At 30.5% G+C, this 15712-nt stretch carries 14 protein-coding genes, 1 tRNA gene and 1 pseudogene; all 16 read right to left on the bottom strand.

Going from position 1 to position 15712, the window contains the following annotated elements; genetic code table 11:
* Positions 1 to 73: 73 nt before the first annotated feature.
* Positions 74 to 475: a thioesterase family protein gene (locus FQB35_RS01210; protein WP_148808168.1), complete on the bottom strand. Its 402-nt coding sequence runs from the start codon at positions 473 to 475 to the stop codon at positions 74 to 76.
* A 73-nt stretch (positions 476 to 548) separates the two neighbouring features.
* Positions 549 to 2419 (bottom strand): annotated as a pseudogene (gene ftsH / locus FQB35_RS01205) (ATP-dependent zinc metalloprotease FtsH).
* 121 nt (positions 2420 to 2540) lie between these two features.
* On the bottom strand, positions 2541 to 3932 hold the full coding sequence (gene tilS, locus FQB35_RS01200; protein ID WP_148808167.1) for a tRNA lysidine(34) synthetase TilS: 1392 nt from the start codon (positions 3930 to 3932) through the stop codon (positions 2541 to 2543).
* A gap of 62 nt (positions 3933 to 3994) precedes the next feature.
* Positions 3995 to 4912 (bottom strand): protein kinase domain-containing protein, encoded by a 918-nt coding sequence (locus tag FQB35_RS01195; RefSeq protein WP_148808166.1) that lies wholly within the window; start codon positions 4910 to 4912, stop codon positions 3995 to 3997.
* A gap of 58 nt (positions 4913 to 4970) precedes the next feature.
* On the bottom strand, positions 4971 to 5711 hold the full coding sequence (locus FQB35_RS01190) for a vWA domain-containing protein (protein WP_207707323.1): 741 nt from the start codon (positions 5709 to 5711) through the stop codon (positions 4971 to 4973).
* A gap of 132 nt (positions 5712 to 5843) precedes the next feature.
* Positions 5844 to 8243 carry a stage II sporulation protein E gene (spoIIE, locus tag FQB35_RS01185; RefSeq protein WP_168198206.1) on the bottom strand — a complete coding sequence of 800 codons (2400 nt, stop codon included), beginning with the start codon at positions 8241 to 8243 and terminating at the stop codon, positions 5844 to 5846.
* A gap of 367 nt (positions 8244 to 8610) precedes the next feature.
* Positions 8611 to 8687: transfer RNA gene (locus tag FQB35_RS01180), tRNA-Met, on the bottom strand.
* Between the two features lie 38 nt (positions 8688 to 8725).
* Positions 8726 to 9664 carry a Ppx/GppA phosphatase family protein gene (locus FQB35_RS01175; protein ID WP_148808163.1) on the bottom strand — a complete coding sequence of 313 codons (939 nt, stop codon included), beginning with the start codon at positions 9662 to 9664 and terminating at the stop codon, positions 8726 to 8728.
* Between the two features lie 48 nt (positions 9665 to 9712).
* Entirely contained in the window at positions 9713 to 10138 is a 426-nt protein-coding gene (locus tag FQB35_RS01170) for a S1 domain-containing RNA-binding protein (protein WP_148808162.1), read from the bottom strand.
* Between the two features lie 92 nt (positions 10139 to 10230).
* Entirely contained in the window at positions 10231 to 10548 is a 318-nt protein-coding gene (locus FQB35_RS01165) for an FtsB family cell division protein (RefSeq protein ID WP_148808161.1), read from the bottom strand.
* A 62-nt stretch (positions 10549 to 10610) separates the two neighbouring features.
* Positions 10611 to 11120: a spore cortex biosynthesis protein YabQ gene (yabQ, locus tag FQB35_RS01160; RefSeq protein WP_148808160.1), complete on the bottom strand. Its 510-nt coding sequence runs from the start codon at positions 11118 to 11120 to the stop codon at positions 10611 to 10613.
* A 54-nt stretch (positions 11121 to 11174) separates the two neighbouring features.
* Positions 11175 to 11465 carry a sporulation protein YabP gene (gene yabP / locus FQB35_RS01155; RefSeq protein WP_148808159.1) on the bottom strand — a complete coding sequence of 97 codons (291 nt, stop codon included), beginning with the start codon at positions 11463 to 11465 and terminating at the stop codon, positions 11175 to 11177.
* A gap of 374 nt (positions 11466 to 11839) precedes the next feature.
* Positions 11840 to 12082 (bottom strand): RNA-binding S4 domain-containing protein, encoded by a 243-nt coding sequence (locus FQB35_RS01150; protein WP_148808158.1) that lies wholly within the window; start codon positions 12080 to 12082, stop codon positions 11840 to 11842.
* A gap of 62 nt (positions 12083 to 12144) precedes the next feature.
* Entirely contained in the window at positions 12145 to 12423 is a 279-nt protein-coding gene (locus FQB35_RS01145; protein ID WP_148808157.1) for an HU family DNA-binding protein, read from the bottom strand.
* A 92-nt stretch (positions 12424 to 12515) separates the two neighbouring features.
* On the bottom strand, positions 12516 to 13982 hold the full coding sequence (gene yabN / locus FQB35_RS01140; RefSeq protein WP_148808156.1) for a bifunctional methyltransferase/pyrophosphohydrolase YabN: 1467 nt from the start codon (positions 13980 to 13982) through the stop codon (positions 12516 to 12518).
* A gap of 20 nt (positions 13983 to 14002) precedes the next feature.
* Positions 14003 to 15610, bottom strand: coding sequence for a putative polysaccharide biosynthesis protein (locus FQB35_RS01135; protein ID WP_148808155.1), 1608 nt, complete (start codon positions 15608 to 15610; stop codon positions 14003 to 14005).
* Positions 15611 to 15712: the final 102 nt, after the last annotated feature.

Raw genomic sequence — 15712 nt, 5'->3', positions numbered from 1 at the left:
GGTTCTTTTTGTTTATTTCCTGGGAAATTATTTTTTATTTTTCAAATTTCTACAGCCTTTTATGTATTTTTTTCTATTCATTTTTTCCTTTTTCTTCAGCAGCTTTTATAAAATCTTCTACATTAATAATATATCTAGAATGAAATCCTTCTCCAATCTTATCTTTTTCATCATAAGCTTCAATTTTAAACTTTAATTTTTTCCCCTTCACTTCTACTAACTCTGCTTCAGCTCTAACCTTCATTCCTACCGGGGTTGCTGCCATATGCTTTACATCTAAATGAATTCCTACTGTTGCAAAGCCTTCTGGTAATTTTGGATCTACTGCTTTTAATGCTGCATTTTCCATAATTCCAATCATCTTAGGTGTAGCATATACATATACCTCTCCACTCCCAAAGCTTTTTGCTGTATCATTTTCTGTAACAACCTCATGAACCATTGCTTTCATACCTACTTCTAATTTAAATTCCATAACATTTCCTCCTTATTTTATTCTTACATTAATAATCATAAACCCCTTTGCTAACAGTCAAAGGGGTTATTAATTATTCTTTGTCTAAATCTATTTGGTCATCTATCTTTTCTAGGTCCACACCATTGTTTTCACTCGTAAATAGTTTTTCAAACTCATCTGCACTTAATGTTTCAACTTCTAGTAATTTATTTGCTACAAGGTGTAATTTATCCATATTCTTTGTTAAAATTCTTTCTGCTTCTTCATAACCTTTTTCAACAATATCTCTTATTTCTTTATCAATCTTAGAAGCAACTTCTTCAGAATAATTTCTCTTTGTTGAAAAATCTCTTCCTAAGAATACTTCATCTTCAGAGCTATAATTAATTGGACCTAATTTTTCACTCATTCCATATTTTGTAACCATTGCTCTTGCAATGTTCGTTGCTCTTTCTAAATCATTGCTTGCACCAGTACTAATATCATTTAGCACTAATTTTTCAGCAACCCTACCACCTAATAGATGTACTATTTGCTCTTCCATTTCTGTTTTTGTAGCATAATTTTTTTCTTCCTTTGGCAGAATCATAGTAAATCCACCAGCTCTACCTCTAGGAATAATGCTAACTTGATGTACTGGATCAGTATTTGGAAGCATCCTTGCTACTACTGCATGACCTGCTTCGTGATAAGCCGTAAGTTTTCTATCTTTCTCGCTAACAACTCTACTTCTCTTTTCTGGTCCTGCAATTACCTTTGTAATTGCTTCTTCTATTGTATGCATACTAATTTTTTTATCGTTTCTTCTAGCAGATAAAAGTGCTGCTTCATTCATTAGATTTTCAATATCTGCTGGTGTAAAACCTGGTGTTCTTCTTGCTAAAACTTTTAAATCTACATCCTCTGCTAAAGGTTTATTTCTTGAATGTACTTTTAATATTTCTTCTCTACCTTTGATATCTGGAACACCAACCATTACTTGCCTGTCAAATCTACCTGGACGAAGTAATGCAGGGTCTAGTATATCTGGTCTATTGGTTGCGGCTATTATGATAATTCCCTCATTTACACCAAACCCATCCATTTCAACAAGCAACTGGTTTAATGTCTGCTCTCTTTCATCATGTCCTCCACCAAGACCTGCTCCTCTTTTTCTCCCAACTGCATCAATTTCATCTATAAATACAATACATGGAGAATTTTTCTTTGCTTGTTCGAAAAGATCACGAACTCTAGATGCCCCTACACCAACGAACATTTCAACAAAATCAGAACCACTTATGCTAAAAAATGGAACTCCAGCTTCTCCTGCTGTAGCACGAGATAAATAAGTCTTTCCTGTTCCTGGAGGTCCAACCATTAAAATTCCTTTTGGTATTCTTGCCCCTAATTCCATATATTTCTTCGGATTTTTTAAGAAATCAACAACTTCCTGTAATTCTTCTTTTTCTTCCTTTAATCCTGCAACATCATCAAAAGTAACCTTTTTTTCCTTTCATCTTCCTTATGCAGCTTTGCTTTACTCTTTCCAAAAGACATAACTCGGCTTCCTCCACCTTGTGATTGCTGCATAAATACAAACCAAAATACCACAAATATTAAAACCATAAATATGGAAGGTAGAATTTCAAAGAACCAAGGTGTTTTTGCTGGAGGTTCTCCTGAAACTTTTAAAATACCGCTTTCCATTTGAGGAAGTATATATTTCTCTGTTAATACTTCTGAACGTATAACAGGTGGTATATATGTTTCAAAGGTCTGACCATTACTTCTCAATTTACCTCTTATCGTATTTTCAACAATGTAAATTTCTTCTACGTTTTGCTTTTGCAACTCAATAACAAGTTCCGATATTCCTAATGGTACTCTTTCTTGGGTCGGCTGCCCATAGAAATGTACAATAGAAATAATAATAATGAATATTAGTATATAGAAACTAGCTCCCCTAAAAAATTTCTTCAACAAAAGCCCTCCCCTCAATGCATTTATCGCTTGAATTTAACATTTTTTAATTTTACCATATTTTTTTGAATAAAACAATAAATTCAGCAAACCTTCAATTCTTAAATATTTGAAAAAATCATTATTGATTTTTCTTATAAGTTAATACTAAAACATTCTTTGTATTCTGATCCACTTTATATTTTTCACTTATTCTATGCCCTATAATCCACATAATTTCCTCCCCATCACATACAAGAGGGATTTTGTCTCTTTCTTCTCTCGGTATTTTTGCATCTATAAAAAAATCTTTAAGTTTTTTGCTTCCTTTCATTCCAAAAGGTGTAAATCGATCTCCTTCTCTTCTAGTTCTAAGAATCATACCTTTTTTAAGTTTGTCCAAGTCAAAATAAGTCTTATAACTTTCTTTATTTATTTTTTGTAAATCTTTTACATTAATTATATTTGATATAAAACAAGCATCTAATTCTTTAATATTTAATGTTTCACCAATGTTTATATTGTATTCAAAATCATATTTTTCTATTTCTCTTTTTCCTTTTCTTATTATAATAACATCATAATCTAATATGGCACATAAACCTTTTGGTAAATAAGCTTCTCCTCCAACCTGTCCATCCTTTATCAAATCTATAAGGTTTTGTATATGTTTATTTTGTATATTTTTTAAATCACCTGAAAGCTCACGAATAGCTTCACGTAATATTCTTTTTTTTATAGCAATATGGCTTTTTTCAAACTCTTCTTTATAAATTTTTATTTCAGATTCAGTTTTTTTTACAATTTTTTTATAGACTTTCTGTACAGAAATATTTATAAACTCCTTATCTTCTCTTATAATATTTGCTGTTCTAGAAAGGGTTTGTTTAATATTTACATTAAAATGCTTCTCTATATATGGAATCAACTCAAGCCTTATACGATTTCTAGTATACAAAGCTTCTAAATTAGTCTTATCAATTCTCGGCATTAGATTGTTTTTTTCACAATAATCTTCTATCTCATATCTCTTTATATCCAACAGTGGTCTTATAATTTTATTGTCTCTAACATAATCAATTGCACTTAAACCCTCAATACCCGTACCTCTTATTAATCTCATAAGTACTGTCTCTGCTTGATCATCCATATTCTGTGCAACTGCAATTTTATGTGCTTTCATTTTTTTCATTACACTTTCAAATAATCTATATCGAATTTCTCTTCCTGCTTCTTCAAAAGTAACCCCCTTCTTTTTACTATATTCTGCTACATTTTCAGAAAATATAAATGATTTTATCCCTAAATTTTCACAAAACTTCTCTACATAATCTGCATCCTCATCAGCTTCCTTTCCTCTAAACTGATGATTCAGATGAACTGCATATAAACTTAAATTGTATTCCTCTTTTATCCTCCACAAAAGATGTAGAAGAGAAATAGAATCAGGTCCTCCTGATACACCTACTACAATCCCTTCACCTTTTTTAATCATATTGTGTTTTTTTACAGTCTCCAAAAATTTCTCAAGCATTCTTTTACTCCTATCTTTTTTGTCTCTTAGTTATATTTCTATATTTTACCCATAAAACCCTGCTAAAACCAATTACTTTTTCCTACGTACTTATACATCATTCCTATAAATAATAATATACTACTAGTAAATATAATATTAATAACCATATTTTGTTTATCAACTCTAAACATTCTAGTCTCTTTATACAACCCTCTCTTATGTATATCCTCCAACTGCATCAAAAATTCTTCAAAAGTAATCGATCTTTGCAAAAGTCCTTTGTGGATTAAGTTAATTAATTTTGAAGACATGTGTATATCTTTTAGCTTTTTTAGTAACTTATCAACAATCATATCTTTAGATATACACTCTCCTTTTAGAAGTAACACGATAGTCAACATGCTCAAACTGAATAAATCATACCCTTCATCTGCTCTTCTTAATCCCATATCCCAGCTTGCTCTATCATATAAAGGGGTAAATTCTTTAATTCCAGAGCCAATAGGTGTAACTCCTCCTAAATCAATTATTTTTATTACATTATTTTTCTGATCAATCATTAGATTTTCAAGTTTTAAATCCCCAAAAACAAAATTATGCTTATGAAGTATGCAAAAAATTTTTCCTATAAGAATTGCTAAACCAATAGAAGCTTTTTCATTAATAGGCTGATCTTTTATATATTCTTTTATATTCTTACCCTCTATATATTCCATAACAATATAGTACAGTTTGCAATTGTTATAATAAAAATCATCTAACTCTTTTACCTTAGGCACTAAACCAATATGGCGAAATCGCTTTAGCATTTCATACTCTTTAGTAATACTTTGTAAATCATTACTAATTTTTAATGCCCATATTTTATGTGTTTTTATATCTACTGCTTTATAAACCTTTCCTATTCCTCCTTCTCCTAATAGATGCATTATTTTATAGCTATTTTTGCTCCACTTCCCCTGCAATCTATAACCTGAACATAAATTTATTCGAACCATTTATTTATCCTCCTAAAATATTTATCCCATATGAAAAAACGACTATTCCTAGCCGTTTTTACACCATGCCCTCATTTAACAATGGTTCACTATTTATTATGATTTCTTCTAATTCCTGCTCATTTTCTCCATTGATCAAGGCTACTGCTCTATTAATCGCCGCAGCAGTAGGTGTTGTCCCTCCAGCCTTTAACCCAAATATCTTGTCTTTAAGCCTTTGAATATCCTCTGTAAAATCACTGATTAATGCTGTAAACTCTCCATTCTTACCAGGATATGCAATAACTGCTACTTGACTTTTTCCTCTTCTTCCTTGAAGTGAATGCATCAGTTCTATAATACTTTGCTTTGCAGTACTCATTTTATTTTTCATACTTTTGCTACAATCCATTGCAATACAACACTTAATACTTACTTCTTCACTTAACTGGTCCATATAATCTATAACTTTACTTCTTTTCTTAGGAGGGATATCATCAAGCTCAGCACCCATTATCTCTTTTAATTGTTTTCCAACAACCGTTTCAATAGTTTTATTCATTGTTTTTTGGGTAACTACATGCATTGTATATCCTAGGTTTTTTATCATTGTATTTTCCCAAACCCCACCACCAACTTTAGCTATTTTCTCTACTTCAAAAAGAGAATCGTCATCACTTGCTTTCTCATCCATAATCCCAATAGCACTTACAATTATATTTTGTTTATAAGCCTCACTTGCTGCTGTTATAGGATTCCCTCCTATATTTGATTTTCCATCCGTAACCACAATAATTTGTCTTATCTCTATTTCTTTCATATCTATCCCCCTATCCATTTGTTTATCTAGATTATTGTCTAATAAAACTACTCCTATACCTTTTTTAAATCTTGTCCAATACATTATATACGTCATACAGATGGAATATACCAAAAAAGAGCCTTACGGCTCTTATTTCGCTTCCCATACCTTTGAAACCATCACAGTCATATCATCCTCTATCTTATTACCATATTTTTTTATAGCCATATCCAAAAGTTCATCCGCAATGGCTTTAGGATTTCTACTGTTTAATTTCTTAAGGGCATCTATAATCCATTTTTCCTTTTCTTCTATATCTTGATCTGCATCTAATACACCATCAGACATCATAATAACAAAATCTCCATCATTTAATCTTTGTCCAAAACTTTCTATATCTATATTATTCAGTATGCCTATAGGAAGAGATGTTGACTTTATTACTTCTATATCTCCATTAACCCTTTTTATAAAGCTAGAAGCTGCCCCTATTTTCACAAATTCTACCTTCCCTGTATATAGATCTATCATTGACAAATCCATTGTTGAAAAGGTTTCATCACTAGATTTTAAAACAAGTATAGAGTTAATAGTTTTTATAGCAATATCCTTTTCAAATCCAGCCTCCATTAACTGCTCTAGTACTGAAACCGTAGTTTGACTTTCTTTTGCTGCTTTTTCACCTGATCCCATCCCATCACTTATAGCCATCATATACTTATTATCAGGTAAATCCATAAAAGAATAGCTATCACCACAAATACCTCTATCATCTTTTGATATCCTAGCTATACCTGTTGTAACTCTATATTTTTCTGATTCTACCAATGTAAAAGAGCAATTTTCTCTATTTTCTTCTGTTGTACAATGCTGTTTCTTTCTTACAACATTTCTTCCAATAACCTTAGAAACAATAGGTGCAATTTTTTCATCACACTGTTTTCTATCAAAACAAGATCTTTTTTCAATTTCTATTTCAAATTTTCCATTTTCCTTTTCTAATACAGTCACTTTATCAATGGATATTCCTTCTTTATCAAATGCCACATACAAAGCATCTTCTACTTCTGTTCTAAAATTTACTTTCATATTTATTTCTTTAGAAAGATCATCAATAATATCTGATACCCCTTTAAATTGTTCTGCTACTAATTGTCTGCTTTCAAATAATTTTTTTTGCCATTCATAATGTATTTTATAAATTTCAAACCGATCATTTATTCTTTCAATTAAAGAATCTAGTCTAATGCATCTTCTTTTTAAAACATCAGGAATTTTATTTGATTTTATTCTTCCATAAGCCTCTATATATGTAATTACATCAACTACATCATTATATGTGCTATAAAAGTTATTTTGCCAACAACTTCTACACATGCCACAGTTTTGACAAACTTTATTTACTACCTCATTAACCATATTGGCTATATCCTCTTGCTCAATAATTTTATTTTTTTCTGCTATATTTCCATAAGTAATAGCCAATTCCGAAAAAGCCTTAGCATATTCTCTTAACCTATGATATATAATTTTGTTCATTCTTTCACTATATGTTTTATCTAGTTGAAATGAATTGGTATTAACAAATTTCTCCATATATTCCATCATTGCTTTTGGTATAAACAAAAAAGTAGTAAATGCGATCATAATTTCTTCAAGTTGTATTATAACTTCTGTCGATCCATTAATATAAAAAGTTAATATAGCATTACCTAAAACTATTCCTATTGCTGATCCTATTTTTCCTAAATCCTTAAATATACCAGCAAGCAATCCTGAAAATCCATATATCCCTATTACTATAGGTGTCCCCATTGTTGACATGCTCGTAATAATACCAATGGTTATTCCTACACTAGCCCCTACACTCGCTCCTCCATTATAAGCAAATATTAATGTCAAAAGAATTCCAAATATATTTTTTATAGAATATCCTGCCACTGCCATATCAGAAAGTCCTGATATAGTAATTGCCACCAAAATTGCTACGCATATTAGTTCTTCATTTGATAATATTTTTCTATTCGTTTTTTGGACAAGAATCGGTATAGCATAAGATAGTATATAAATAAATACAAAAACAACTACAGATTCAAATCCTATCATAAATAAATCATATAAATAAAAATTTGTAGCTAAAATATATATAACTCCTGATGCAAACATAGTCATACTTCCTACAAAAGCAATCATAAAAGTCTTAAATCTTATTTTTTCTCTTATATAGCTAAATATTATAAAAGATAATGCTAAAGCAATACAATATTTCGTCCAGCTTACACCTACATTTCCTGTACAAACACCTAATAGTACAAAAAAACCTAAATATCCATATTTTTTTTCCTTTGTTAAAAGAGATATAAAAAAAGCAATTCCAAATGGAGCTAGCCCTCCTAAAATATTTGCTTTTCCTAATAAGATAGATATAAAAATAAGTACTATCCCATTTTTAGATAAATAAATATCCCCTATTCTCTTTTCTTTTAAAACTTTCTTAGCTTGTCCACCATATTCTCTTTTATAAGGCATCAAATCTGTTTTATCTACCATCTTAACACCACCCATTGATTATTCTTAAAAAAATTATATCAATGAGTTAATAAAAGATTTGTCAAGTTACCTGCCCAATACAGAAGAAATTTCAGACATAGCATGATGATTTTTTACAATTTACAGAAAAACCTCCAACCATTTTATCAATCTGTCAAAGTACTTATACCTTTTGCTGTTAAACTTTGCCGATAAGACAGAAAGTTTATCGATAAAAAATTAGCATATTTTTTTCATATATATAATAGAATGAATATATTATTCAGTTACCAAAGTTATCAACAGTTCAAAAAATTTATAATTTCCTATAGAATAAAAAAGAACCTATTCTCATTAGAATAAGTTCTTAGCTTTATTATTTACTCTATGGTAGCGGCGAGTGGACTTGAACCACCGACCTTCCGGGTATGAACCGGACGCTCTAGCCAGCTAAGCTACGCCGCCATTTATTTTCTATGAGTTATATAGTACACTATGCATTACTACTTGTCAAGTCTGTCTTTCATCTTATCTAGTTCCTCAAAAACTAACCCTTCTAAATTATCATACTCACTAATTTTTATATCATCTATATTGAGTCCTGTTAATATTCTATCTAAAATAATCGTTCCTGCTGGAATGATATCCGCTCTTTTAGGCTGCAATCCAACTATTTGTTTTCTTTCTTTAAGATTTTTTGATAGAAATTGATTAAGAATCATTTTTACTTCATCTTTCCTTAGCTCATAATTATGAATTTTTTCTCTATCATAAACTTCTAGCTTTTGTGCTACAGCTGCAATAGTAGTTACTGTCCCTCCAATGCCTATTACTTTATCTATTTTAAATTTTCCAAGCTGATAGATTGTTTTTTCTAACATATTATCAATTGCTTTTATCATATTATCCGTATCTTTTTTGCAAATTGGATCTGTCGTTATAAATTTCTCTGTCATCCTTACAGCTCCAACATTTATACTAACAAGATGCTTTATACCAGATTCATTTCCAAATATAAATTCTGTACTTCCTCCTCCAATATCAATAACTAAAATATTTTTATTTTTTTCCTTTAAGCCTCTTAAAACCCCAAAAAAACCTAGAGCTGCTTCTCTTTCTCCAGTAATCACTTCAATCTTTGCCCCTACTTCTTCTTTAGCTCTTTTTATGAATGTTTCCTTGTTTTTAGCATCTCTCACTGCACTCGTAGCAATAATAGGCATATATTTTATTCCTTCTTTTTTAGCAATTTTTATAAATTCCTTTAAAGCATCTATATTCCTATTAATTGCATCCATTGACAATCTGCCTGTTTCGTCTACATTTTCACCCATTCTTGTAGTTCTTAAATCTTTAAACCCTTCAACAATACATCCATTTTCTATTTTAGCAATGAAAATACGCATTGAATTTGTACCTATATCAATAGCACCCATTTTCATTTTTCATTCCTCCTACATATATAAAACCGAGACATAGTCTCGGTTGTATTATCTAGCAATTCCTTTTCTATTAAATCCATTACCTCTTCTAGTAGCTCTTGCATTCTTTTTCATCTGTTGATGTTTTTCTTCACTATCCTTAAGAAACTTTGACAATTTGTCTTCAAAATTTAAATTAGCATCCCTATTTTTTCTCTCCCAATCAATCTGTATAGGCTGACTACTCTTTTTAGGAGGTTTTGTTTGCGCCTTCCTAATAGAAAGACTGATTTTTCCTTTAGGATCAATAGCAATGACCTTCACTTTTACCTTTTGCTGTTCCTTAAGATACGTGCTAATGTCTTTTACATAATCATCTGCTACTTCTGATATGTGACATAAACCTGTTTTTCCCTCTGGCAGTTGAACAAAAGCACCAAAATTTGTAATTCCAGTTATAGTGCCCTCTACAACTTTTCCTATTTCAACGGGCATAAATCTAATCTTCCTCCTTTTAATTATTACAAATATATTTGCACTCATTATAAATTATATTTATAAGCCTGTCAATATGCTCCTATTTATCTTTACCATTTTTCTTGATTATATTTTGGTTTGTTTATATCAATATAAATAATTTCATTTGGTTTCACCATTTTTAACCGCTCTCTTGCTACTTTCTCAATAAATTTAGGATCATTTCCTAGTTTTTTTTCTTCTTCTAAATGAGCCTCTTCTTTCTTGAGTTCTGATATTTTTATATTTAATGCTTCTTCTTGTCTTTTTAACTCTCTTAGCTCGATTTGCTGGTTTATAAGAATCCAGGATACATATAACCCTATTAGGAGTACTATAATATAAAAAATTTTATTTTTCTTTTTAGAAGCCTTCTTTTTTTTACTCATCAATCATCCCTCTCATCAGAAGTTTACCTTAACATAGTTCTAGATAAAAATATAAATTCCTTCTATTTTTTCTTTTGTATAAGTTTTATATATTTTTTCATCTCTTTTATTAAAATCTTTGGTAATAAGCAAATTCTCTTGAATCTGTAATATACTGGAGATAGTTTCCTCTTCACCCAATACCATGGCCCTGATAAAAAATTTATTAATAGCTTTATTGGATATATGACTCCTTTTAATATTTTAAGTAAAACCTTTTTCAAAGCACGAAGAAATACAATTATAATTTTTATTATAAAATTGCTTAATATTCTATTATAAAGAAGTACTCCTGCAAAGAAGCCTAAAAAGGTATAAAATCTTAATTGTCCTTCATTGCTAAATAACAATACACTTACAGCTGTAATAGAAATAACAATCCAAAAAATTAGATCTTCAATAATTGTTGCAAGCTTTTTAGGTTTAAATATACATCTAAAAATTCTATATAAATCATAAATAAAACCAATAATAATCCCACCATATAAGGTAGCTAAAAACACATACATTTGTTCTGATACATAAGTTATCATACAATCACCACCTTCACTACTTGTCTATTTCATAAAAAAATAACCGCTTTGCGGTTATTTGAACATTTTCCCTAAAAAACCTATTCCCTTATTTCCAATGCTATCCCGATCACTATATATAATCGCATCTACTGTTCCTTCTACAACAACATTTCCATCATCTAAATTTAGTTTATTTATATCTAAAGAATTCCCTTTTATAGTTAAAATACCTTTAGTAGTTTCCAAAACTATTGTATTTTCATCAAAGCTAGTTACATGTTCTACGCCTGATACACTAAGCTTTTCTCTACTTTCAAGTATAATATTTTGTGCTCTACTCTTTACCGTTCTTCTCTCTTCCATATATACTCACCTTCTTTTTCCGTAATATTCTTACTTTAAAGATATGCTTGTATATATTTCTTTATTACTATTTTTTGATAATAAAAAATAGTACCCTTATCAGGTACTATTCTAGACTATAGGCAAAATAAAATTTATGAATGAAAAATAAAAGCGAATAATTGCAAAGCTTTAGTAAAGAAAACTTGATGAAGAATTTCAGAAAAATCCGTAGGCTTAGCATGGACGCTAAGCCAGCAGCCTACAAGACAGGATGTCTTGATTGGGTGCGTTAGGATTTTTTTAAATTATGAATCTTAGTTTTCTCTAAAGATTTGTTTATGAGCGTTATTTTTCAATTCATTTTGCAATAAAAATAGTACCCTTATCAGGTACTATTCTATTACACGATACATTTCTTTTGCAAAGTCCTTTGTAACGTGCTCTGCTAATGCCGTTATTTCTACTTTTGTTGTTCTTGTTCCAAATGTAATTGCTACTATATCTCCTACTTTTACCTCCGTAGAAGCCTTAGCAATCTTGCCATTTACACTGACCCTGCTTTGATCGCAAGCTTCCTTCGCTACAGTTCTTCTTTTTATGAGTCTAGCATTTTTTAAAAATTTATCTAATCTCATAATCTAATAAATCATCTCCTGAAAAATGAAAAAAGCAGGCTAGCTGCTTTTTTTATTCTTAATTAAGCATTTACCATATCTTTAAGTGCTTTTCCTGCTTTAAATACTGGTGCTTTAGATGCAGGAATTTCAATTACTTGCTCAGGATTTCTTGGATTTCTACCTTGTCTTGCTTTTCTTTCTCTTACATCAAAAGTACCAAATCCAACTAACTGAACTTTATCTTCTCTTACAAGAGCTTCCTCTACACTTTTCATAAATGCATTTAGTGCTGCTTCAGCATCCTTTTTTGTAAGTCCTGATTTCTCTGCCATACTAGCGACTAATTCAGCTTTATTCACAATGATTACCTCCTTCATATTTAGAATACGTATAGCATATTCTATCTTTTATTGAAAAATCCTTCTTTTTAGTGATATTTTTTATCTTTTTTTTAATTTTTATGTATTTTTGCCATATTCCACAAAGCATCCATCTCTTCCAAAGACATTTTTTCCAATTTCTTTCCATTTTTATTTGCAGTTTTTTCTATAAATTCAAACCTATTAATAAACTTATCCACAGTCTTATTTAATGCTATTTCTGGTTCTACATTTAAAAACCTTGCTACATTTACAACCGCAAAAATTAAATCTCCTAATTCTTCTGTTATTTTATCCTGATCTTTTGTATTGTATACCTCTAGCAGCTCATCTAGCTCTTCTTTTATCTTTTCTATTGCATCTTCTACACAATCCCAATCAAATCCAACATCAGCAGCCTTACCTTGTACCTTATAGCTTTTCATAAGAGCAGGTAAGTGTTTTGGAATTCTTCTTAATCCATCTGTATAAGTATCTTCCTTTTTCTCTTTTCTTTTCATTTTCTCCCAACTCATGACTGCTTTTGATGCTGAATCTACTTTTTCCTCTTTAAACACATGAGGATGCCTGTATATTAATTTTTTACATATTCCTGTAATTACATCTCTCATGTCAAATTGACCATTTTCAGAAGCAATTACTGCGTGAAAGACTATTTGCAAAAGTAAGTCTCCTAGCTCTTCTTCAAATAAATCCATATCTTCGTTGTCAATAGCCTCTAAAACTTCATAGGCTTCTTCTATTAAATAAGGTCTTAAGCTTTTATGGGTTTGTTTTATATCCCATGGGCATCCATCTTTCCCTCTTAATTTTTTCATAATTTCCATCAAATCATTCATATTATAGAATTTTACTGTATTATCGTCAATTCTTGGAATATATATACTTGTTAAATAGTCTAACCATTCTACATGATCTAATTCATATAACTTAATATTTTCTACCTTCTCTTCATCAGGAATACCAGCCCCTCTTACAACCACAATAGTATGTTCGTCAGGATAATATTCCATTAATCTTAATTTCATTTCAGATGCAACAAACTTATTATAAACTTGAGTAACAATTACGTCTGTTTTTATATCTGGTACTTGCTGATCTAATTGTAATCCATCTATTATCTGCAATCCTTTTATTGGATCTTTCTTCAAGGTATGAAGCATTGCTTCTATAAAGCTAACAGATGAAATAAATTCTAAGGAAAAGCCTTCGTTTCCTGATTTTTCAATTAAAAGCTGTATAGTTCTTTCTGCTACAAATGGACTTCCAGGTACAGCATAAACGACCTCTTTATCTTTTAACATAGAAACAAGATTATCTACAATAGTTTCATAAACTTGATCAAAGCTTTCTTTCTCCTCATAAACATAATCAAAGCTTTCAAAACAAATTCCTTGTTCCTTTAAATATGAAACTACGGGATGCTTTTTAGTTCTTAGAAAAATCTTTTTCGTTTTTTTCATTTTTTCCATAGCGCCAATTGTTAAATATTCTTTACTCCCTGGTCCTAATCCTATAACAGTAAGTGTATTAAGCATATTTTCACCTCCCCTTTGTATTATTTCCGTAGCAGCCCTATCATACTCAATATTTTAGCCAACTTCCTTCCTCCTGGAATCATTTCAAAATCAGTCTTTGTAATTCCTCCCGTTGCAAATAGCATCAAACCATAAATAACAGCACCAACACCTATAGCTGCTAATGTTGCAAGCTTATTTCCTAATACATCTATCAATCGTCCATATACAAAAATTACAGATATACTCATAGCCATAACAGAAATAACTGGTTTTATTATAAAATTAACCATACTAAATTTTGTATGTGTTAATCTTTTTACTGCAAAAAAGTTAAGTAATGCAGCAACAGCATAAGCAGTAACAGTACCAATAGCAGCCCCTTTAACATTTAAACTGTGTATTCCTGTCAAAAAATATGTAGCCAATACTTTAAATATTGTTCCAATAAACAAATTTATTACAGGAATCGTTTGTCTTCCTAATCCCTGCAAAATACCTGTAAAAGTTTGAACTAATGTTAAAAAGATAATACCAAAACCCAATATAGACAAAGAAGATGCAGCACTTACAGCACTTTCTTGCTGTAATGGGTAAAGTAGTAGCATAATAGGTTTTGATAATGTCACAAGCCCAATTGCTGCAGGAAGTCCTATAAGTAGAGCTACTCTCGTTCCCATTTGAATTGTACTTCTTACAGAAGATACATCTCTTCTCTTAGTTGCATCAGAGATTGCAGGTACTAAGCTGACAGCCAATCCCACCGTAATAATTTGAGGTAAATTAATAAGTGGTGCAGCCATCCCTGTTAACTGGCCATATAATCCTGTTGCTTCATCAGGAGAAAATCCTATTTCTTGAAGCCTTCTCATAACAATGGCAACATCAACCATGTTCATGATAGGCAAAATTGCAGCACCAATTGTTATAGGTATTGCAATAGAAAAAATTCTTTGAATAATCTTACTAGCTGATTCTTGCTCCTTAATAGGGCTTGACTTAATTTCATACAGAATTTTTTTTCTTCTTTTATAATAGATAATAATTATCATTATAGCACCTGTAATAGCACCTGCTGCTGCCCCAAAAGAAGCACCTGCTGCTGCCATTTTTGTTCCTTTTTTTAAAAGAAATATTGCTAAAAGTATTCCTACAACAGTTCTTCCAAATTGTTCTATAATTTGTGATATAGCAGTAGGTACCATATCCTGAAGTCCTTGAAAATATCCACGATATGCTGCCATAATAGGAACAAATAGTAATGCTGGTGCAATTGCCATCATAGAATAATAAGCTCCTTCACTTCCTATAAGCTTTACAATAGTTTTTGCTCCAAAAAATAAAATAGAGGATGTAATAATACCAATAATAAATAATAATATAAAAGAAATCTTAAATACTCTATGGGCACCAAATCTATCTCCAATTGCATTTTTCTCTGAAACAAGTTTAGAAATAGCTGTTGGAATTCCTGCTGTTGATATGGTTAATAATGCAACATATATAGGATATGATGCCTGATAATATCCCATTCCTTCTTCTCCAATCATATTTCCAAGGGGAATTCTAAAAAAAGCCCCCATTATCTTTACAATAATTCCTGCTATTCCAAGAATAGCAGCTCCTTTCAAAAATGACTTACTGCTCATTTCCCCTCCTCCAATACCAATAATTTATGAATGATGAACAAATCTATTATATCAGAAATATGTATTATTTGTAGTGTTTTATTTCTTTCATATCTAGTAAAA

Origin of the sequence: Crassaminicella thermophila (genome assembly GCF_008152325.1) — a bacterium.
Taxonomy (GTDB): domain Bacteria; phylum Bacillota; class Clostridia; order Peptostreptococcales; family Thermotaleaceae; genus Crassaminicella_A; species Crassaminicella_A thermophila.
The sequence above is the reverse complement of the archived record's forward strand: the minus strand, read 5'-3'. Positions and strand labels throughout refer to the sequence as shown.